This window comes from Nocardioides furvisabuli (assembly GCF_021083185.1).
GTDB classification, from domain to species: Bacteria; Actinomycetota; Actinomycetes; order Propionibacteriales; family Nocardioidaceae; genus Nocardioides; species Nocardioides furvisabuli.
Window position 1 is genome coordinate 157,650 of the sequence record NZ_JAIGQB010000009.1, and the last position, 18,500, is coordinate 176,149.

Consider the following 18,500-nt stretch of genomic DNA (forward strand, 5'->3'; position numbering starts at 1 on the left):
GTCAGCCTCGCTTCTGCTTGACGATCTGCTCCTGCTCGACGTCCTCGTCCTCGAGGGCGACGTGCTCTTCCTTGCCGGCCTTGATGCTCTGGCCGTCGGAGGTCTCGAACTGGTCGAGGAAGGAGTCGTAGGCCTGCGCGAGCTGGTCCTCGGTGGAGTCCTCGAACTTCGAGGTCTCCCGGATGCCCGCGAGGATGCCCTCGTGGCTGCGGCGCAGGTAGTCGAGGAACTCGTTCTCGAAGCGGAGCACGTCCTCGGTGGGCACCTTGTCCAGGCGACCCGAGGTGCCGGTCCACAGCGAGACGGTCATCTCCTCGACCGGGTAGGGCGAGTACTGCGGCTGCTTCAGCAGGGCCATCAGGCGCTGGCCGCGGTCGAGCTGCTGGCGCGAGGCCGCGTCGAGGTCGGAGGCGAACATCGCGAACGCCTCCATCGCGCGGAACTGCGCGAGGTCGACCTTGAGCGAGCCGGTGACGGCCTTCATGGCCTTCGTCATCGCCGAGCCACCCACGCGCGAGACCGAGACACCCACGTCGATGGCGGGGCGCTGGTTGGCCGCGAACAGGTCCGACTGCAAGAAGATCTGGCCGTCGGTGATCGAGATGACGTTGGTCGGGATGAACGCCGAGACGTCGTTGGCCTTGGTCTCGATGATCGGCAGGCCCGTCATCGAGCCCTTGCCCATCTCGTCGGAGAGCTTGGCGCAACGCTCGAGCAGCCGGCTGTGCAGGTAGAAGACGTCACCGGGGTAGGCCTCGCGGCCCGGCGGGCGACGCAGCAGCAGCGACACGGCGCGGTAGGCCTCGGCCTGCTTGGTCAGGTCGTCGAACACGATCAGGACGTGCTTGCCGGCGTACATCCAGTGCTGGCCGATGGCCGAGCCGGTGTAGGGGGCGAGGTACTTGAAGCCGGCGGAGTCGGACGCCGGGGAGGCCACGATGGTCGTGTACTCCAGCGCGCCGGCCTCCTCGAGGGCGCCACGCACGGAGGCGATGGTCGAGCCCTTCTGGCCGATGGCGACATAGATGCAGCGGACCTGCTTGTCCGGGTCGCCGGACTCCCAGTTGGCCTTCTGGTTGATGATCGTGTCGATCGCGATCGTCGTCTTGCCGGTCGCGCGGTCACCGATGATCAGCTGGCGCTGGCCGCGGCCGATGGGCGTCAGGGCGTCGATGGCCTTGATGCCGGTGGCGAGCGGCTCGTGCACCGACTTGCGCACCATGACACCGGGAGCCTGGAGCTCCAGCGCGCGGCGCTCGTCGGAGGCGATGTCGCCGAGGCCGTCGATCGGGTTGCCGAGCGGGTCGACGACGCGGCCGAGGTAGTTCTCGCCGACGGGCACCGAGAGGATCTCGCCCGTGCGACGCACGGTCTGGCCCTCCTCGATCTTGTCGAAGTCACCCAGGACCACGACACCGACCTCGCGGGTGTCGAGGTTCAGCGCGATGCCGAGCGTGCCGTCCTCGAACTCGAGCAGCTCGTTGGCCATGACCGAGGGCAGGCCGCTGACGCGAGCGATGCCGTCGGCGGCCTCTGCGACCGTGCCGACCTCTTCCTTGGCCGCCGTGTCGGGCTCGTAGTCCGACACGAAGCGCTGAAGCGCGTCCCGGATCTCGTCCGGACGGATGGACAGCTCCGTCATTTCATTCACCTGTTCTCTGGGTCTGCTGGAGTCTTGGATGTCTAGGGGCGTCAGCCGGCGAGCCGGCGACCGGCTTCGTCGAGACGGCTGGACACCGTCCCGTCGATGACGTCGTCACCGATCTCGACGCGGATGCCACCGATGACCTCGGGGTCGACGATGACGTTGAGGTGCACGTCGCGGCCGTAGGACCGCGCGAGCGCGGCGGCCAGGCGGTCGCGGTCGGCGTCGGCGAGCGGTCGGGCGACGCGTACGGTCGCCACTCCCTCGCCGCGGACCTCGGCCGCCACCTTCTGGTACGCCGCGAGGGCGACCGCCACGGTGCGGTGGCTCCCGGACAGCGACTGCTGCACGAGCGCCACCGTGGCGGGGAGGACCTTGTCGCCGAGCAGCTCCGTGACCAGCGCCGCCTTGTCGGAGCGGCTGCGGGCCGGGTCGGAGAGCGCGTCGCGCAGCTCCGGGTTGGCCTGCACGAGACGACCCACTGCGAAGACCTCGTCCTCGAGGCGGTGGGCGTGGTCGCCGGTGGAGCGCACCGTCGCGACCACGCCGAGCTGCTCGAGGGTGTCGCTCAGGTCACGGCCCGAGGTCCACCGCTGCGCGACGGCCGTCGTCACCACGGTCAGGGCTTCCGGGGAGACCTTGTCGGCGAGCACACTGCGCAGCAGGTCGGCCTTGGCCTCCCCGCGCAGCGACACGTCGGTGGCGACGCGGCGCAGGCCCGGCTCGGCGCGGAGCAGGTCCGCCGTCCCGAACAGGTCCTGGCCCACCCGGCCCAGGTCGCCGGTGCTCGGGAGCACAGCGGCGGCCGCGGCGTAGGCGTCTGCGGACGCACCTCGCATCATCAGTTGACGCTCCCCGTGGTGGTGCCGTTCTGCGCCTCGAGGTCGGTGAGGAACCGCTCGACGACGCGGCTCTGGCGAGCCTCGTCCTCCAGGCTCTCGCCCACGATGCGTCCGGCCAGGCCGGTCGCGAGCGTGCCCACCTCGGCACGGAGCGAGGTGATCGCCTGCTGGCGCTCGGCCTCGATCTGCGCCTTGCCGTGCTCGACGATGCGCGAGGACTCGGCCTGGGCCGTCTCCCGCATCTCGGCGACGATCCGGGCGCCCTGCTCACGCGCCTCCTCACGGATGCGCGCGGCCTCGTGCCGGGCGTCGCCGAGCTGCTTCTCGAGCTCGGCGAGCTTGGCGTCGGCCTCGGCCTGCTTGGACTCGGCCGCGGCGATGCCACCCTCGATCGCCTGCGTGCGCTCGGCGAAGGTCTGCTCGAAGCGGGGCGCGACGAACTTCCAGATGAGGAAGAACAGGATGCCGAAGGTGACGAGCGACAGGGCGAACTCGACGGGCACGAAGCCCAACGGGTTCTCGACCGCGGCCGCCACCACGATGTGGTCCGTCATGCGATGGTCCTAACTGGGGTCGGACTGGTTCAGAGGACGAACGCGAGGGCGATGCCGATGATGGCGAGCGCCTCAGCCAGGGCGAAGCCGAGGATGGCGATCGACTGCAGGCGGCCCTGGGCCTCCGGCTGACGTGCCACACCGGAGATGTAGGCCGCGAAGATCAGGCCGATGCCGACGCCGGGGCCGATGGCCGCGAGTCCGTAGCCGATCATGTTGAGGTTGCCGTCCACGGCTGTTTCCTTTCGGTTGTTTCTACTTGAGAGATGGGGTCAAGCTGCTCGGGCGGCCCCGGGGCAGTGGACGCCCCGGCGCGACTCAGTGCTCGTCGGCGAGCGCACCCGAGATGTACATGGCGTTCAGCAGGGTGAACACGTAGGCCTGGAGGAACTGCACCAGGAGCTCGAGGAACGAGATCGCGATGGCGAGGACCCACGCGAGCGGACCCGCGACGTAGCCGATGCCGCCGTACTCGATGAGGAACAGGCCGCCGGTGGAGAACAGGATCAGCAGCAGGTGGCCCGCGAACATGTTGGCGAACAGACGCAGCGCCAGCGTCGCGGGGCGGACGAGGATGTTGGAGAAGAACTCCAGCGGCACCAGGAGCGGGTACATCACCGGGCTGACGCCGGACGGGACGCTCTGGAGCTTGAGGTAGCCGATGAGGCCGTGCTTGTGGATGCCGACGCCGTTGTAGATGACCCAGCTCAGACCGGCGAGCGCGTAGGCCATGGAGGCACGAGAGAAGGTCGGGAACTGGATCGCCGGGATCGAGGCGAACGCGTTGTTGATCAGCAGGAAGAAGAAGAGCGCCACCAGGTAGGGCACGAACTTCGCGAAGTCCCGGCTGCCGATGATGTCGCGGCCGATCGAGTTGCGGACCATGCCGTAGGCGGCCTCGCCGGCGAACTGCAGGCGACCCGGCACGATCGAGGCACGGCGGAACGCGGCGTAGAAGAAGGCGAAGACGATGACGGCGCCGAGGACCAGCTGGACCATGGGCTTGGTCACCGCGAGTCCACCGAGCTCGAACAGCGGGACCTCGGAGAAGTCGAAGCTCGCGGGGCCCGGAGCGACGTAGCCTTCACCTTCCGCTGCCATCGTGATGCCGGTCTTCATGGTCACCCGTTCTCCTGCCGATCTGCCTTGTTGAACCGTGCGTATGTCATGTAGAGCCCGAAGCCGGCACCGATCAGGATGCCGATCGCCACGAGGAAGGTCGTTCCGAGCCACCGGTCGAGCGCCCAGCCAGCAAGACCGTAGACACCCACACCCGAGACGACGTAGCCGAAGGCGTGCCAGGGGTCGCCCTTGGGGGAGTCGTCGGGTGAGGCCGTCGGGGGAAGCTGTCGAGCCATCGCGCCCCGCACACTAGCAGCGGATTCGGTCATCGCTCACCCCCGGGGTGATCGACCAGCCGGTCGGCCTCGGAGTCGGTGTAGACGGGGATCCGCTGGCGGGTGGCGGCGACCAGCTGGCCGGCCATCCAGAGCAGGGTCACGGTGATGACGCCGGCGGCGAACCAGCCGCGCGAGAGCGTCGCGGCACCCATGTCGGCGCGCTCGATCGAGGCCACGACGAGCGCCAGGACGAGGAGCTGGAGCACGTAGGTCATCAGCGCCACGAGCAGCGACGCTGCCGGGACCAGGCGCGCCACGAGGCTCACCGTGCCCGTGCCGAGCGCGAAGACCGCCAGCGTCACGCCGCCTCCGACGAGCGCACCGACGACGGCCGGACGACCGTCGAGGACGGCGGCGAGGAGGCCCAGGAGGAGGACCGCGACGAGGGCCGAACCCAGTGCCGCGGTCAACGGGGAGAGCCCGCTGCGGGTCCTGTTCTTCGACTCGGTCGTCATGTCGGCGGCCTGTCCGTGGAGGTCGGTCTGGGTGCTCGTGAAAACTATCACAAAGTCCTGCGGCCCCCTGCATCAGGGTCCGCGGACGCCCTCCCCCGGCTGGTCCACCGGCTCGAGCCGATCGTCGTCGCCCGGGTGGCGGCCCTCGATCGCGGCGTTCTCGGGCAGGCCGGTGTCCCCTAGCCCCGTCTTGCGCGGGCGGTGCAGCTTGGGCAGGACGAAGGTCATCGTGACGGTGAGGGCCAGCATGGATCCCAGGCTCCACCAGACCCACGGGTCGTCCCTGAGGCTCACGATCACGGCGCCCGCAGCGAGCGTGAAGGCCCACATCCACATGATCAGCACGGCACGGCGCTGCGAGTGGCCGATCTCGAGCAGGCGGTGGTGCAGGTGCTGCTTGTCGGCACTCATCGGCGAGCGGCCCGCCCGCGTGCGGCGTACGACGGCGAGCACGAGGTCCACGATCGGCACCATCAGCAGCGAGATGGGCAGCAGCACCGGCAGCACGGTGACGAAGAGGCTGTTGCCCTCCGAGGTCGGCATGCCGAAGAACTGGCCGGTGAGCGTGAGCGCGCTGGCCGACAGCACCAGCCCGATCAGCATCGACCCGGAGTCGCCCATGAAGAGTCGAGCGGGGTGGAAGTTGTGCGGGAGGAACCCCGCGCACGCCCCGGCCAGCGCCGCGCTCAGCAGGGCGCCGGTGGTGGCGAGGGTGAGGTTGTTCTCCGCCGACAGCGTGTAGCAGTAGAGGAAGAACGCGGACGCGCCGATGCCGACCACGCCGGCTGCCAGCCCGTCGAGCCCGTCGACGAAGTTGACCGCGTTCATCGTGCCGATGACCACGACCAGTGTGAGCAGCGCGCTCTGGGCGTCGTCGAGGGCGAACTGGGTGCCGTCGGGCGAGGGGAAGTAGTAGAACCGCACCCCCATCGCGACCAGCAGGCCCGCGGCGAGCACCTGGCCGCCCAGCTTGGTGAGGGCGTCGAGGTCGAAGATGTCGTCGATGACGCCGACCGCGCAGACCAGGGCCCCCGCCAGCAGCACGACGCCCGCGTCCTTGAAGACGAAGCCCTCGCTGCGGGTGCCGAGGAACGGCAGCTCGCGGGCGACGAGGTAGGCGGCCGCCAGTCCCCCGAGCATCGCCAGTCCCCCGAGGTAGGGAATCGGCTCGGCGTGCACGTCGCGGTCGCGCACCGCGGCCACCGCACCGGTGCGCAGGGCGATCTCGCGGGCGATGACCGTGAGGAGGTAGGTCACCGCGAGGGCGACCAGGAAGACGAGGAGGTATTCGCGCAAAGAGCGCCCCTCAGCCCTCGTCGGCGAGCACGACGCCGTGCTCCTCGATGGCGGCGTTGAGCACCTCGAGCGAGAGCGCGCCCAGCCGCAGGACCCGGCCGTCGGGGACGGTGACGTCGATGATGGTGGAGGCCTCCCCGCCCGGCGACGAGCCGCCGTCGACGATGACGGCGACGGCGTCGCCCAGCATCTCCTCGGCGGCGTCGGCGTCGGTGGCCGCGGGGCGGCCGGTGATGTTGGCCGAGCTGACGGCGAGCGGGCCGGTGCGCTCGAGGACGGCCAGGGCCACCTCGTCGTCGGGCATCCGGACCGCGACCGTGCCGCGGGTCTCACCCAGGTCCCACACGAGCGAGGGCTGCTGCCGGCACACGAGGGTCAGCGGTCCGGGCCAGAACTTCTCGACGAGCGTGCGCGCCCACGGGGGCACGCCCTCGGCGAGCGCGTCGAGCGTGGTCGCGGCAGAGACCAGGACCGGCGGCGGCATCTCGCGCCCGCGGCCCTTGGCCTCGAGCAGTGCCTTCACCGCGTCGTGCGAGAACGCGTCGGCGGCGATGCCGTAGACGGTGTCGGTGGGGATCACCACCAGCTCTCCGCGTCGTACGGCGCCGGCGGCGGCGGTCACCGCCGCCTCCCGCTCCTCCTCGCTCGAGGTCGCAAGCCTGTCCACGACGCTCATCGTGCCAGCCTCGCGGTCACGTAGCGCGCCCGACCCGCGAGGTCGCGGTGGTCGGCCACGTCCTGCCAGCGTCCGGTGGCGGCGAAGACGGCCGGGGCGGACTCCCCCTGCACGTCCGCGTGCTCCGCCCCGACCACTCCCCCGGGGCGCAGCAGCAGTGCCGCGCGCTGCTCCAGCACGCGCATCGCGTCGAGACCGTCGTCACCGGAGAAGAGCGCGAGGTGCGGGTCGTGGTCGCGCGCCTCCGCCGCCACGGACTCCCACGCCTCGAGGGGGATGTAGGGCGGGTTGCAGACCACGACGTCGACGGTGCCGGCGAGATCGTCGAAGGCGGTGGCGAGGTCGCCGTGGCGCAGGTCGACGCCGGTGCCGGCCAGGTTGCGCTCGGCCCAGGCCAGGGCGCCCTCGTCGAGCTCGACGGCGTGCACCACGGCGTCGGGGACCTCGTCGGCGACCGCCTTCGCGATGGCGCCGGAGCCCGTGCAGAGGTCGACGACCACCGGGGGTCTCGACACGCCGGTGGCGAGCTGCGCGTGCTCGATCGCCCAGCCGGCCAGCAGCTCGGTCTCGGGCCGCGGCACGAAGACCCCCGGACCAACGGCCAGCTCCACGTGGCGGAACGCCGCGGTGCCGGTCAGGTGCTGGAGCGGCTCGCGGGCGGCACGACGCGCGACCAGGGCGGCGTACTGCTCCTGCTGGGGCCCGGTCAGGTCGCCGACCAGGGGCAGCCGGCCCAGGCCCACGTCGAGGACGTGGGCGAGGAGCAGGTCCGCGTCGCGCTGGGGCGAGGCCACACCGGCCTTGGCGAGCTGCTCGGCGGCCGTACGCCGTGCTGCACCGGCGCGCACCTTCTGCTCCACCTCCCCCTCCATCTAGGACTCCAGCGCCGCGAGGCGCGCCGCCATGTCGGTCTCGACGCACGAGTCGAGCACCGGCTGGAGGTCGCCGTCGAGCACCTGGTCGAGGTTGTAGGACTTGTAGCCCGTGCGGTGGTCGGAGATCCGGTTCTCCGGGAAGTTGTAGGTGCGGATCCGCTCCGATCGGTCCACCGTGCGCACCTGCGAGCGGCGCGCGTCGCTGGCCTCCGCGTCGGCGGCGTCCTGGGCCGCCTGGAGCAGCCGCGAGCGCAGGATCCGCATCGCGGACTCCTTGTTCTGCAGCTGGCTCTTCTCGTTCTGGCAGCTCGCCACGATCCCGGTCGGGACGTGGGTGATGCGGACGGCCGAGTCGGTGGTGTTGACGCTCTGCCCACCGGGGCCGCTGGAGCGGTAGACGTCGATGCGCAGGTCGTTGTCGTCGATGGTCACGTCGACCGGCTCCGCCTCGGGCGACACCAGCACGCCGGCGGCCGAGGTGTGCACGCGACCCTGCGACTCCGTGACAGGCACTCGCTGGACCCGGTGCACGCCGCCCTCGAACTTGAGCAGGGCGTACGGCGCCTGGCCGGGCTCGACGGTGCCGCGGGCCTTCACCGCCGCGGTGACCGACTTGAAGCCGCCGAGGTCGGACTCGGTGGCGTCGAGCACCTCGACGCTCCAGCCGCGGGTCTCGGCGTAGCGGGAGTACATCCGCAGCAGGTCACCGGCGAAGAGCGCCGACTCCTCGCCGCCCTCGCCGGACTTGATCTCCAGCAGCGCGTCCTTGCCGTCGGCGGCGTCGCGCGGCACCAGCAGCCGGCGCAGGCGCTCCGAGGCGACCTCGCGCCGTGCCGCCAGCTCCTCGGCCTCAGCGGCGAAGGCGGGGTCGACGGCGCCGAGCTCGCGCGCGGCCTCGACGTCGTCGCCGAGCTGGAGCCACTCCTGCCACGTGGTCACGACCGCGGTCAGCTCGGCGTAGCGCTGGTTGAGCTCCTTGGCCAGCCGCTGGTCGGCGTGGGTCTCCGGGAGGGCCAGTCGCTGCTCGATCTCGGCGTGCTCCTGGCGCATGCCCTCGACGGCCTCGAACATCGCACTCCTTCTGGATTCCCCGGCTGGACAGACGACAAGGCGCCGGCCACCCGCACGGAGCGGGCGACCGGCGCCTGACGTGGACTACTTCTTCTCGGCCGGGGCCTTCTTGGCGTAGCGGGCCTCGAAGCGGGCGACGCGGCCACCGGTGTCGAGGATCTTCTGCTTGCCGGTGTAGAACGGGTGGCACTGCGAGCAGACGTCGGCGTGGAGCTTGCCGGAGGTCGCGGTGCTGCGGGTGGTGAACGACGCGCCGCAGGTGCAGGTGACGGCGGTCTCGACGTAGTCGGGGTGGGTGTCCTTCTTCATGGTGTCCTCTCAGGTGTTCCGGGTCGCCTGCGTGGATCGCATGTGACGTGAACCGGAACCGACGCACAAGTGTGCCACCGGTCCGAACGCCCGCGCCAATCCAGGCATTCCCGCGTGGGCGAGCGCCTCAGCGGGCGCCGATGACCTTGCTGACGGCCTGTGACGAGTCGGCCGCCGCGAGCTGCTTGCGGATGTCGCCGACGACCGCTCCCTCGGCGGGTGCGAGGAGCTTCTCCTCGTGCCGGGTCCCGGACGCGACGACGTCGACGGCCGGCACGATGCCCCGAGCCGCACGCTCCGCGCTGAGCGCCAGCTCCCAGTTCTCGGTGCCGGCGATCTCCTCGAGGAAGAACTCGTCCGTGGCCGAGCCGGTGCCCACCGCGACCGTCGCCAGCACGGTCAGCGAGCCGGCGTCCTCGATCTTGCGCGCGGCGCCGAAGAACTCCTTCGTGGGGTGCACCGCAGAGGCGTCGACGATGCCCGCGAGCACGCGGCCGTTGGCCGGGGCGGCGAGGTTGTAGGCACGGCCGAGGCGGGTGAGCGAGTCCAGCAGGACCACGACGTCGTGGCCGAGCTCGACGAGCCGCTTGGCCCGCTCGATCGCGAGCTCGGCGACCAGGGTGTGGTCGGCGGGCTGCCGGTCGAAGGTCGAGGCGACGACCTCTCCTTTGACGGCGCGCTGGAAGTCGGTGACCTCCTCGGGCCGCGCGTCGACGAGCACGACCATCACGTGGCACTCGGGGTTGTTGGTGGTCACCGCCTGCGCGATCGACTGCAGCAGGGACGTCGCGCCCGTGCGCGGCGGGGTGAGGATGAGGCCGCGCTGTCCCTTGCCGACCGGCGCGGCGATGTCGATGACCTTGCCCGTGGGGTTGGCGTCGTCGGTGGCCAGGCGGAGCCGCTGGTGCGGGTGCACCGGCACGGCGTCGGAGAACTCCGGGCGCTCCTTGGCGCCCTCGGCCTCGGTGCCGTTGATGCTGTCGATGCGGACCATCGGGTTGAACTTCTCCCGACGCTCCCCCTCGCGCGGCTGGCGGACCTGGCCGACCACCGCGTCGCCGCGACGCAGGTGGTACTTGCGCACCATCGACAGCGACAGGTAGACGTCCTCGGGTCCGGGCAGGTAGCCCGAGGTGCGCACGAAGGCGCAGTTGTCGAGCACGTCGAGGATGCCGGCGGCCGGCACCAGGACGTCGTCCTCGAGGATCGTGGTGTCGGGCTCGCTGCGGTTGCCCCCGGTGCGCGGCGTCGTACGGTCGCGACCGCGACGGCGGCGGTTGCGACGGCTGCCACCCTCGCCGTCCTCGTCGTCGTCCTGCTGGTCCTGGCGCTGGTCCTGCTGGCGGTCCTGGTTGCGGTCCTGCGCCCGCTGCTCCTGGGCCCGCTGCTCCTGGGCCCGTTGCTCGCGCTGGTCCTGGCGCTGGTCCTGCTGACGGTCCTGGTTGCGCTGGCCCTGCTGGTTGCCCTGCTTCTGGGCGCCCTGCTGGTTGCCCTGCTTCTGCCCCTGCTGCTTGTCGCTCTTCTGGTCCTGCTTGTCCTGCTGCTTGTCCTGCTTCTGCTTCTGCTCGGGCTGCTTCTGCTCCGCGGCCTCGGCAGCCTGCTCCGCGGCGCGCTGCTTGCGGGTGCGGGTGCGCACGGTCGTCTGAGGTGCCGGCTCCTCGGAGCGGGCCGCCTCGTCGGTGCGGGCGGGAGCCGGGTCCGGGGCCGGCGCGGCTTCCTGCTGGGCCGGCTCCTCGGCCGGCTTCTGGCTCGACTTCTGGCTCGACTTCTGGGCCGGCTTCTGGGCCGACGCGTTCGGGGACTGGGCGGCCTTGATGGCCTCGACCAGCTGCGCCTTCTTCATCGAGCCGGCGCCGGCGATGCCCATGCCGCCCGCCATCGACTTCAGGTCCGCGAGCAGCATCGAGCCGAGGCCGCCGGACTTCGAGGCCTTCCTGGCAGGCTTCGTCGCGGCGTCGGGCGCTGCGTCCTGCGAGTCGGCAGGGGTGGCGGCAGAGGGAGTCTCGGTCACGTGGATCCTTCGCACGTTGCGTCGCCGGCAGCGACCGGACGAGCGGCCGGTCTGCGGCGGATGGTGGGCGCCCGGTCGCGCGGTCGGACGACCGGGACGGGCTGGTGCGCCGAACGGCGCGCCGTCAGGTTAGCAGGGCAGCACCCTGGGACTCGATCACCAGGTCGTGACACTCCCAGCCGTCCGGGCAACGGGCGCGGAGCGAGGAGGTGTCGGTCGTGCCGAAGGCCAGCACCGTGGGACCGGCACCCGAGACCACGGCAGGTACGCCGTCCGCGCGCAGGCGGCGTACGAGTGCGAGCGTCTCCGGCATCGCGGGCTCGCGCTGGTCCTGGTGCAGCCAGTCACGGGTCGCGGCGAGCAGGTGCTCGGGCTGGCCGGTGAGGGCGGCGACCAGCAGGGCCGCGCGACCCGAGTTCGCCGCAGCGTCCGCGTGCGGGACGTTCGCGGGCAGGAGCCCACGGGCAATCGTGGTCTCGACGCCCGTCGGCGGCACGAAGGCCACGGCCGTGATCCTCGGGTCGACGCCCGCACGGACGGCGAACCAGCGATCGTCCTCGCGACCGGAGATCACGAAGCCGCCGAGGAAGGCCGGCGCGACGTTGTCGGGGTGTCCCTCCAGGTCCGCGGCGAGATCCAGGAGCGCCTCGTCGGAGGCGAGGAGCTGACCGCCCGCGACGAGCCCGCGTGCCAGGACCACGCCGGCGACGATCGCGGCCGAGGACGAGCCGAGCCCGCGGGCGTGCGGGATCCGGTTGCGGCACGACAGGCGCAGGCCCGACGGCTGCTCGCCCATCAGGTCGAAGGCGGCTCGCATGGCGCGCACGACCAGGTGCGTCTCGTCGCGGGGCACGCCGTCGGCGCCCGCGCCCTCGACCTCGACGAGGAGCCCCTCGCCCACGGCCTCGGCCTCGAGCTCGTCACGCAGCGACACCGCGAGGCCGAGGGAGTCGAAGCCGGGCCCGAGGTTGGCCGAGGTGGCGGGGACGCTGACGCGCACCGGCCCGTCGACGAAGGTCGCCACGCTCAGGCCAGCCCGGCGGCGGCTGCCGCGGCGGCCACGTCGGCGTCGACGACCGTGTCGACGACGTCGCCGTAGGACTCGAGCGCGGTGGCGGTGTCCTTGAGGCCGTGGCCGGTCACCGTGATCGCGACGGTCGTGCCGGCGTAGGTCTCCCCAGCGGCGAGCTCGGCGAGGAGTCCCGCGACACCGGCCGCGGAGGCGGGCTCCACGAAGACGCCGTCGTGGCGCGCGAGCTGGGCCTGCGCGGCGAGGATCTGCGCGTCGCTGACCGCGGCGAACCGGCCGCCGGACTCGTGGGCCGCCGCCTCGGCGAGCTTCCACGACGCGGGGTTGCCGATGCGGATCGCGGTCGCCTTGGTCTCCGGGTCCGGGAAGGGCTCACCGGTCACCAGGGGCGAGGCACCCTCGGCCTGGAAGCCCCGCATCACGGGACGCCTGCTGGCACGTCCGAGGTCGGCGTACTGCTCGTAGCCCATCCAGTAGGCAGAGATGTTGCCGGCGTTGCCCACCGGGAGGAGGTGGTAGTCGGGCGCGTCACCGAGGAAGTCGCAGATCTCGAAGGCCGCGGTCTTCTGGCCCTGGAGGCGCACCGGGTTGACCGAGTTGACCAGCGCCACGGGGTAGTCCCAGGCCAGCCCCTTGGCCATCTGCAGGCAGTGGTCGAAGTTGCCGCGCACCATGATGATCTGCGCGCCGTGCACGACCGCCTGGGCCATCTTCCCGGCCGCGATCTTGCCCTCGGGCACGAGCACCAGCGGCTTGAGGCCGGCCTTCGCGGCGTACGCCGCCATCGACGCCGACGTGTTGCCGGTCGAGGCGCAGACGACCGCCTGCGCCCCCTCGTGCTTGGCGACCGAGATCGCCGTGGTCATGCCGCGGTCCTTGAAGGACCCGGTGGGGTTGTCGCCCTCGACCTTGAGCCAGACCTGCGCGCCGGTCAGCGAGGAGAGCCACTCCGAGTGCACGAGGGGCGTGCCGCCCTCGCGGAGGGTGACGGCCTCGAGGCCCTCGGGCAGGAGGTCGATGAGGTCGCGGTACTCCTCGATGAGTCCACGCCACTGCGGCCTCATTCGTCGCCACCCTCGACGCGCATCACCGAGGTGACCTCGCGGACGATGTCCATCGAGCGCAGCTGCTCGACCGTGGCGCTCAGCGCGGCGTCGGGCGCCGCGTGGGAGACGACCACGAGCTGGGCGTCGGCACCACGTCCCTCCTGCCGCACGGTCTGGATCGACACGTCGTGGTCCGCGAAGGCGTTGGCGACCGCCGCCAGCACGCCCGCACGGTCGTCGACGTCGATGGCGACGTGGTAGCGGGTGCGGGTCTCACCCATCGGCTGCACCGCGCGATCGGCGTACGCCGACTCCCCCGCGCCGCGGGTCTCGGCGAGGCGGTTGCGCGCGACCGTCACCAGGTCGCCGAGCACGGCGCTGGCGGTGGGCGCGCCACCCGCGCCGGGGCCGTAGAACATGAGCTGGCCGGCCGCCTCGGACTCGACGAAGACCGCGTTGTAGGCCTCGCGCACGCTGGCGAGCGGGTGCGAGCGCGGGATCATCGCGGGGTGCACGCGGGCGGCGACCTGGTCACCGTTGGGTCCTGGCCGCAGCTCGCAGATCGCGAGCAGCTTGACGACCGAGCCCATGTCGCGAGCACTGGCGACGTCGGCGGCGGTGACCTCGGAGATGCCCTCGCGGTAGACGTCGGAGGCGGTGACCCGTGAGTGGAAGGCCAGGCTGGCCAGGATCGCGGCCTTGGCGGCAGCGTCGAAGCCCTCGACGTCGGCGGTCGGGTCGGCCTCGGCGTAGCCGAGCTGCTGTGCTTCCTCGAGCGCCTCGGAGAAGCCGGCGCCGGAGGTGTCCATCTTGTCGAGGATGAAGTTGGTGGTGCCGTTGACGATGCCCAGCACGCGGGTGACCTTGTCCCCGGCCAGCGACTCGCGCAGCGGCCGCAGGATCGGGATCGCGCCGGCGACGGCCGCCTCGTAGTAGAGGTCGCGCTCGGCCTTGGCCGCGGCCTCGAAGAGCGTGGGCCCGTCCTCGGCCAGCAGCGCCTTGTTGGCGGTGACGACGCTGGCACCGTTGTCCAGCGCCGAGAGGATCAGCGAGCGCGCAGGCTCGATGCCGCCGATGACCTCGACGACGAGGTCGACGTCGTCACGCGCCACCAGCGCTGTCGCGTCGGTGGTCAGCAGGCCCTCGGGGACCTCGACCTCGCGGGGCGCGTCGAGGCGGCGTACGGCGACGCCGACCAGCTCGACCGGCGCTCCCACCCGGGCGGCCAGGTCGTCGTGCTGCTCGGTCAGCAGCCGCACCACCTGCGAGCCCACGGCTCCGCAGCCGAGCACTGCCACCCGGAGAGTTCGCTCGCTCATGAAGTCACACCCACATCGGTCGCCAACAGGTCGGCCTCAGTCTCTCGTCGCAGCACGGTGAAAGTCTTCCCGTCCCGAACTCCGATCACCGGAGGACGCAGTGCGTGGTTGTAGTTGGAGGCCATGGATCTGCAGTAGGCGCCCGTCCCGGGCACCGCGACGAGGTCGCCGGGGCGTACGTCGCCGGGCAGGAACTCGTCCTTGACCACGATGTCGCCGGCCTCGCAGTGCTTGCCCACCACACGGGTCAGCGACGCCGGGGCCTGCGAGGCGCGCGAGGCGAGGGTGGCGGAGTAGTCGGCGTCGTAGAGGGCGGTGCGGATGTTGTCGCTCATCCCGCCGTCGACCGAGACGTAGGAGCGGCGCGCGCCCCCGTCGAGGGCGACCTCCTTCACCGTGCCGACCTCGTAGACGGTGCACATGGACGGCCCGACGATGGCGCGGCCGGGCTCGATCGACAGCCGCGGCTCGGCGATGCCCAGCGCCCGGCACTCGTGCGCGACGATCGCGGACATGCCGGAGGCGAGCACCTCGGGCTCGGCGGGGTCGTCCTGGGTGGTGTAGGCGATGCCGAAGCCGCCGCCGAGGTCCATCTCGGGCATCTCCACCCCGACCTCGTCGCGGACCCGCGCGTGCAGGGCCAGGACCCGGCGGGCAGCGACCTCGAAGCCGGAGGTGTCGAAGATCTGGCTGCCGATGTGGGAGTGCAGGCCCAGCAGGCGCAGACCGGGAGCGGCGTGCACGCGGCGCACCGCGTCGAGGGCGTCACCGCTGGCGATGGAGAAGCCGAACTTCTGGTCCTCGTGCGCGGTGGCGATGTACTCGTGGGTGTGGGCCTCGACGCCGGCGGTCACCCGCACCATCACGCCGACGCCCTCGGTGGTCGAGGTGCGAGCGTCAGCGAGCCTCGAGGCCACGTCGGCCAGCCGCTCGATCTCGTCGAAGGAGTCGACGATGACCCGGCCCACCCCGAGCGCGACGGCGCGCTCGAGCTCGGCGGGGGTCTTGTTGTTGCCGTGGAAGCCGACGCGCTCCATCGGGAAGCCGGCTCGTTCGGCGACGCCCAGCTCCCCGCCCGAGCAGACGTCCAGGCTGAGCCCGTCCTCGGCCAGCCAGCGCGCGACAGTGGTGCACAGGAATGCCTTGCCGGCGTAGAACACCTCGTAGCCGGCGAAGGCGTCGCGGAAGGCACGGGCCCGGGCGCGGAAGTCGTCCTCGTCCAGGACGTACGCCGGTGAGCCGTGCTCGCGGACCAGCTCGGGCAGCGGCACTCCTCCGACGCCCAGGACGCCGTCGGACTTGGCGGCCGTGCGCGACCAGAGGTGGGCGACCAGCGCGTTGGGGTCCTCGGGCTCACGCAGCCAGTGGGGGCCGCGCAGGGCACCGTCGGCGTGCGCCCAGCCGGACGGGTGGGCGGTCGGCACGACCGATCACATCCTCTCGGGGGCGGTGACGCCGAGCAGGTCGAGGCCGTTGGCGATGACCGTGCGGGTCGCCGCCACCAGGACCAGACGCGACTCGTTGGCGGCCGTGACCGGCTCGTCGCCCTGCGGCAGCATCCGGCACTCCTTGGTGTCGTACCACTTGTTGAAGACCGCCGCGGTGTCCTCGAGGTAGCGCGCGACGCGGTGCGGCTCGCGCAGCTCCGCTGCGCTCGCCACCACCCGTGGGTAGTCGGCCAGGGCACGCAGGAGGCGACCGTCGAGCTCGTGGTCGAGCAGCGAGGGGTCGAAGGCCTCGCCCGGCAGCGCCATGCCCACGTCGGCGGCGTTCTCCATCATCCGGCAGGTGCGGGCGTGGGCGTACTGCACGTAGTAGACCGGGTTGTCGGCGGAGGCCTTGGTGATCTCCGCGACGTCGAGCGTCAGCGGGCTGTCCGCGGGGTAGCGGGCCAGCGAGTAGCGCAGGGCGTCGACGCCGATCTCATCCATCAGCTCGTTGAGCGTGACGATCGTGCCGGCGCGCTTGGAGAGCTTCATCTCCTCGCCGTCGCGCATGATCTTGACCATCTGGCCGATCATCACGTCGAGGGTCAGCGCGGGGTCGTCGCCCACGCAGGCCGCCATCGCGCGGAGGCGACCGACGTAGCCGTGGTGGTCGGCGCCGAGCAGGTAGATGCAGTGGTCGAAACCGCGCGAGCGCTTGTTGAGGTAGTAGGCGGTGTCGGAGGCGAAGTAGGTCAGCTCGCCGTTGGAGCGGATCAGCACGCGGTCCTTGTCGTCACCGAAATCAGTGGTCCGCATCCACAGCGCGCCGTCGGCCTCGAACAGGTGGCCGTTGTCCTTGAGCCCCTGGAGCGTGTCCGCCACCGAGCCGTCCGAGCCGGCCGCGTGCAGACCGCGCTCGGAGAACCACACGTCGAAGTGGGTGTTGAAGCCGTCGAGCTGGTCCTGCTGCTCCTTGAGCTGCAGGGCGTAGCCGGCCTCACGGAAGGCGGGCAGGCGCTCGTCCTCGGGCAGGTCGACGATGCCGGGCTGCTCGGCCACGATGACCGCGGCCAGGTCGGCGACGTAACCGCCCTGGTAGCCGTCGGCCGGGATCGGGCGGCCGAGGGCGGCTGCCTCCAGCGACGCACCGAACAGGTCCATCTGGTTGCCGCGGTCGTTGATGTAGAACTCGCGCGCCACCTCGGCGCCGGCAGCCTGCAGCACCCGGGCGATCGCGTCACCGAGGACGGCCCAGCGCGTGTGCCCCAGGTGGAGGGGCCCCGTGGGGTTGGCGGAAATGAACTCGACGTTGATCTTCTGCCCCGCGAGGACCTCGGACCTGCCGTACGCCGCACCCGCCGCGACGACGTCGGCCGCGACCCGCCCCTGCGCACCCGCCTCGACGCTCACGTTGAGGAAGCCGGGGCCGGCGACCTCGACGTCGCTGACCCCGTCGGCGGCACGCAGCCGCTCGGCGACGAGCTCGGCGAAGGCGCGCGGATGGGTGCCCGCCTTCTTGGCCAGCTGCATCGCGACGTTGGTGGCGTAGTCGCCGTGGCCCTTCTGCCGGGGTCGCTCCACCGTGACCTGGGTCGGCACGCCGTCGGGCAGCGTGATCGTGCCGTCGGCCACGAGGGCCGCCAGCACGTCGACGATGGTCTCGGAAAGCTGCTCAGGATTCACCGGGCAAGCCTATCGGCGGACCGCTCCCCCACCCGAACCGGTTTCACGCCCTGGTTCGCCCGGGGCCGTCTTGGCCCTAGGGTCCTGCCTGTGACGACGCACCCGACCTATGACCAGCTCTTCGACCTCCCGGCCTACGTCGAGCAGCCCGTGCCGATGCCGTTCGAGGACATCAACGGCCACCTCAACGTGCGCCACTACATCGGCATCGCCAGCGAGGGGCTCGACGAGTCGCTGGTCGAGCTCGGCATCCCGCAGATGTGGCCGCTCACCCACGGCCACGCCTGCTTCACCGCTGAGCACCACGTGACCTACCTGCACGAGCTCCGCACCGGCGACACCATGTCGGCCCGCGTGCGGCTCCTGGGCCGCTCCGAGCGCGCCGGTCACGCACTGGTCTACCTGCTCGACGAGACCCACCAGCGCGTGGCGTGCGTGGTGGAGGAGGTGTTCCTCCACATCGACATGGAGACCCGGCGCACGGCGCCGTGGCCCGACGACGTGGCCGACGCCCTCGACGCCCGGGTCGCCGAGCACGCCGCCTTGGCCTTCGACGCGCACACCTCGGGCTCGCTCGGCCTGCGCTGAGTCGAGGTCGTTGCACGACCCGGCCGGATGAGGCGGTAGTCTTCACCGCGCGCTGGCCCAGCCGGCGCAGGCCTCCGTAGCTCAGGGGATAGAGCACTGGTTTCCGGTACCAGGTGCCGCAGGTTCGAATCCTGCCGGAGGCGCCGTGTGATGTCGCAGGACATTGGAATAGCCGGACCTACGAAGTTGTAGGTCCGGCTATTGCTTTGTGGGGCCGGGTGGCCGTCCGGTGGGCTGGTAGTCGCGGGTGGGGTCGAGTTCGAGTTCGCGGAG

The 18,500-nt window shown here is 71.4% G+C and carries 19 protein-coding genes and 1 tRNA gene; 2 read left to right on the forward strand and 18 right to left on the reverse strand.

Features of this window, described 5'->3' with window-relative positions:
* Nucleotide 1 precedes the first annotated feature (1 nt).
* From atpA to argS, 18 genes are all read right to left on the reverse strand, one after another.
* Nucleotides 2-1,642 carry a F0F1 ATP synthase subunit alpha gene (gene atpA / locus K4G59_RS16700; RefSeq protein ID WP_224276932.1) on the reverse strand — a complete coding sequence of 547 codons (1,641 nt, stop codon included), beginning with the start codon at nt 1,640-1,642 and terminating at the stop codon, nt 2-4.
* Between the two features lie 50 nt (nt 1,643-1,692).
* Nucleotides 1,693-2,487: a F0F1 ATP synthase subunit delta gene (locus K4G59_RS16705; protein WP_231252195.1), complete on the reverse strand. Its 795-nt coding sequence runs from the start codon at nt 2,485-2,487 to the stop codon at nt 1,693-1,695.
* A complete protein-coding gene (locus tag K4G59_RS16710) occupies nt 2,487-3,041 on the reverse strand; it encodes a F0F1 ATP synthase subunit B (RefSeq protein ID WP_224276928.1) in 555 nt (184 codons plus the stop codon). Before K4G59_RS16710 ends, K4G59_RS16705 begins: the two co-directional genes overlap by 1 nt.
* A 29-nt stretch (nt 3,042-3,070) precedes the next feature.
* Complete coding sequence (atpE, locus tag K4G59_RS16715; protein ID WP_269800883.1) at nt 3,071-3,274, reverse strand: ATP synthase F0 subunit C; 204 nt, start codon at nt 3,272-3,274, stop codon at nt 3,071-3,073.
* 85 nt (nt 3,275-3,359) lie between these two features.
* The gene (atpB, locus tag K4G59_RS16720) at nt 3,360-4,160 is read right to left on the reverse strand and encodes a F0F1 ATP synthase subunit A (RefSeq protein ID WP_231252212.1); all 801 of its coding nucleotides are present in this window, start codon (nt 4,158-4,160) and stop codon (nt 3,360-3,362) included.
* A 2-nt stretch (nt 4,161-4,162) separates the two neighbouring features.
* A complete protein-coding gene (locus K4G59_RS16725) occupies nt 4,163-4,399 on the reverse strand; it encodes an AtpZ/AtpI family protein (protein ID WP_224276926.1) in 237 nt (78 codons plus the stop codon).
* A 29-nt stretch (nt 4,400-4,428) separates the two neighbouring features.
* Nucleotides 4,429-4,896: a hypothetical protein gene (locus tag K4G59_RS16730; protein ID WP_231252196.1), complete on the reverse strand. Its 468-nt coding sequence runs from the start codon at nt 4,894-4,896 to the stop codon at nt 4,429-4,431.
* Nucleotides 4,897-4,968: 72 nt separating this feature from the next.
* Nucleotides 4,969-6,192 carry an MraY family glycosyltransferase gene (locus K4G59_RS16735; RefSeq protein ID WP_231252197.1) on the reverse strand — a complete coding sequence of 408 codons (1,224 nt, stop codon included), beginning with the start codon at nt 6,190-6,192 and terminating at the stop codon, nt 4,969-4,971.
* A 10-nt stretch (nt 6,193-6,202) separates the two neighbouring features.
* The gene (locus K4G59_RS16740) at nt 6,203-6,868 is read right to left on the reverse strand and encodes an L-threonylcarbamoyladenylate synthase (RefSeq protein ID WP_231252198.1); all 666 of its coding nucleotides are present in this window, start codon (nt 6,866-6,868) and stop codon (nt 6,203-6,205) included.
* Nucleotides 6,865-7,740, reverse strand: coding sequence for a peptide chain release factor N(5)-glutamine methyltransferase (gene prmC / locus K4G59_RS16745; RefSeq protein ID WP_231252199.1), 876 nt, complete (start codon nt 7,738-7,740; stop codon nt 6,865-6,867). The genes K4G59_RS16740 and prmC overlap by 4 nt, the downstream gene beginning before the upstream one ends.
* Complete coding sequence (prfA, locus tag K4G59_RS16750; protein WP_231252200.1) at nt 7,741-8,814, reverse strand: peptide chain release factor 1; 1,074 nt, start codon at nt 8,812-8,814, stop codon at nt 7,741-7,743.
* Between the two features lie 84 nt (nt 8,815-8,898).
* Nucleotides 8,899-9,123 carry a 50S ribosomal protein L31 gene (gene rpmE / locus K4G59_RS16755; protein WP_207084605.1) on the reverse strand — a complete coding sequence of 75 codons (225 nt, stop codon included), beginning with the start codon at nt 9,121-9,123 and terminating at the stop codon, nt 8,899-8,901.
* Nucleotides 9,124-9,250: 127 nt separating this feature from the next.
* Nucleotides 9,251-11,134 (reverse strand): transcription termination factor Rho, encoded by a 1,884-nt coding sequence (rho, locus tag K4G59_RS16760; protein ID WP_231252201.1) that lies wholly within the window; start codon nt 11,132-11,134, stop codon nt 9,251-9,253.
* Nucleotides 11,135-11,258: 124 nt separating this feature from the next.
* Complete coding sequence (gene thrB, locus K4G59_RS16765; RefSeq protein ID WP_231252202.1) at nt 11,259-12,158, reverse strand: homoserine kinase; 900 nt, start codon at nt 12,156-12,158, stop codon at nt 11,259-11,261.
* A gap of 2 nt (nt 12,159-12,160) precedes the next feature.
* Nucleotides 12,161-13,228, reverse strand: a complete 1,068-nt coding sequence (thrC, locus tag K4G59_RS16770) for a threonine synthase (RefSeq protein ID WP_231252203.1) — start codon at nt 13,226-13,228, stop codon at nt 12,161-12,163.
* Nucleotides 13,225-14,529, reverse strand: coding sequence for a homoserine dehydrogenase (locus K4G59_RS16775; protein WP_231252204.1), 1,305 nt, complete (start codon nt 14,527-14,529; stop codon nt 13,225-13,227). Before K4G59_RS16775 ends, thrC begins: the two co-directional genes overlap by 4 nt.
* Nucleotides 14,526-15,953: a diaminopimelate decarboxylase gene (gene lysA / locus K4G59_RS16780; RefSeq protein ID WP_231252205.1), complete on the reverse strand. Its 1,428-nt coding sequence runs from the start codon at nt 15,951-15,953 to the stop codon at nt 14,526-14,528. The genes K4G59_RS16775 and lysA overlap by 4 nt, the downstream gene beginning before the upstream one ends.
* A 6-nt stretch (nt 15,954-15,959) precedes the next feature.
* Nucleotides 15,960-17,639, reverse strand: coding sequence for an arginine--tRNA ligase (gene argS / locus K4G59_RS16785; RefSeq protein WP_231252206.1), 1,680 nt, complete (start codon nt 17,637-17,639; stop codon nt 15,960-15,962).
* Nucleotides 17,640-17,729: 90 nt separating this feature from the next.
* On the opposite strand from argS, the gene K4G59_RS16790 reads away from it, so the two are divergent.
* Complete coding sequence (locus K4G59_RS16790) at nt 17,730-18,227, forward strand: thioesterase family protein (protein WP_231252207.1); 498 nt, start codon at nt 17,730-17,732, stop codon at nt 18,225-18,227.
* Nucleotides 18,228-18,297: 70 nt separating this feature from the next.
* Nucleotides 18,298-18,370 (forward strand) — tRNA-Arg (locus K4G59_RS16795).
* Nucleotides 18,371-18,500 lie beyond the last annotated feature (130 nt).

What these genes read in the sequence shown, in the direction of transcription:
- atpA (WP_224276932.1), bottom strand. Translation starts at nt 1,642, where the DNA reads ATGACGGAGCTGTCCATCCGTCCGGACGAGATCCGGGACGCGCTTCAG.
- K4G59_RS16705 (WP_231252195.1), bottom strand. Translation starts at nt 2,487, where the DNA reads ATGATGCGAGGTGCGTCCGCAGACGCCTACGCCGCGGCCGCCGCTGTG.
- K4G59_RS16710 (WP_224276928.1), bottom strand. Translation starts at nt 3,041, where the DNA reads ATGACGGACCACATCGTGGTGGCGGCCGCGGTCGAGAACCCGTTGGGC.
- atpB (WP_231252212.1), bottom strand. Translation starts at nt 4,160, where the DNA reads ATGAAGACCGGCATCACGATGGCAGCGGAAGGTGAAGGCTACGTCGCT.
- K4G59_RS16725 (WP_224276926.1), bottom strand. Translation starts at nt 4,399, where the DNA reads ATGGCTCGACAGCTTCCCCCGACGGCCTCACCCGACGACTCCCCCAAG.
- K4G59_RS16730 (WP_231252196.1), bottom strand. Translation starts at nt 4,896, where the DNA reads ATGACGACCGAGTCGAAGAACAGGACCCGCAGCGGGCTCTCCCCGTTG.
- K4G59_RS16740 (WP_231252198.1), bottom strand. Translation starts at nt 6,868, where the DNA reads ATGAGCGTCGTGGACAGGCTTGCGACCTCGAGCGAGGAGGAGCGGGAG.
- prmC (WP_231252199.1), bottom strand. Translation starts at nt 7,740, where the DNA reads ATGGAGGGGGAGGTGGAGCAGAAGGTGCGCGCCGGTGCAGCACGGCGT.
- prfA (WP_231252200.1), bottom strand. Translation starts at nt 8,814, where the DNA reads ATGTTCGAGGCCGTCGAGGGCATGCGCCAGGAGCACGCCGAGATCGAG.
- rpmE (WP_207084605.1), bottom strand. Translation starts at nt 9,123, where the DNA reads ATGAAGAAGGACACCCACCCCGACTACGTCGAGACCGCCGTCACCTGC.
- thrC (WP_231252203.1), bottom strand. Translation starts at nt 13,228, where the DNA reads ATGAGGCCGCAGTGGCGTGGACTCATCGAGGAGTACCGCGACCTCATC.
- K4G59_RS16775 (WP_231252204.1), bottom strand. Translation starts at nt 14,529, where the DNA reads ATGAGCGAGCGAACTCTCCGGGTGGCAGTGCTCGGCTGCGGAGCCGTG.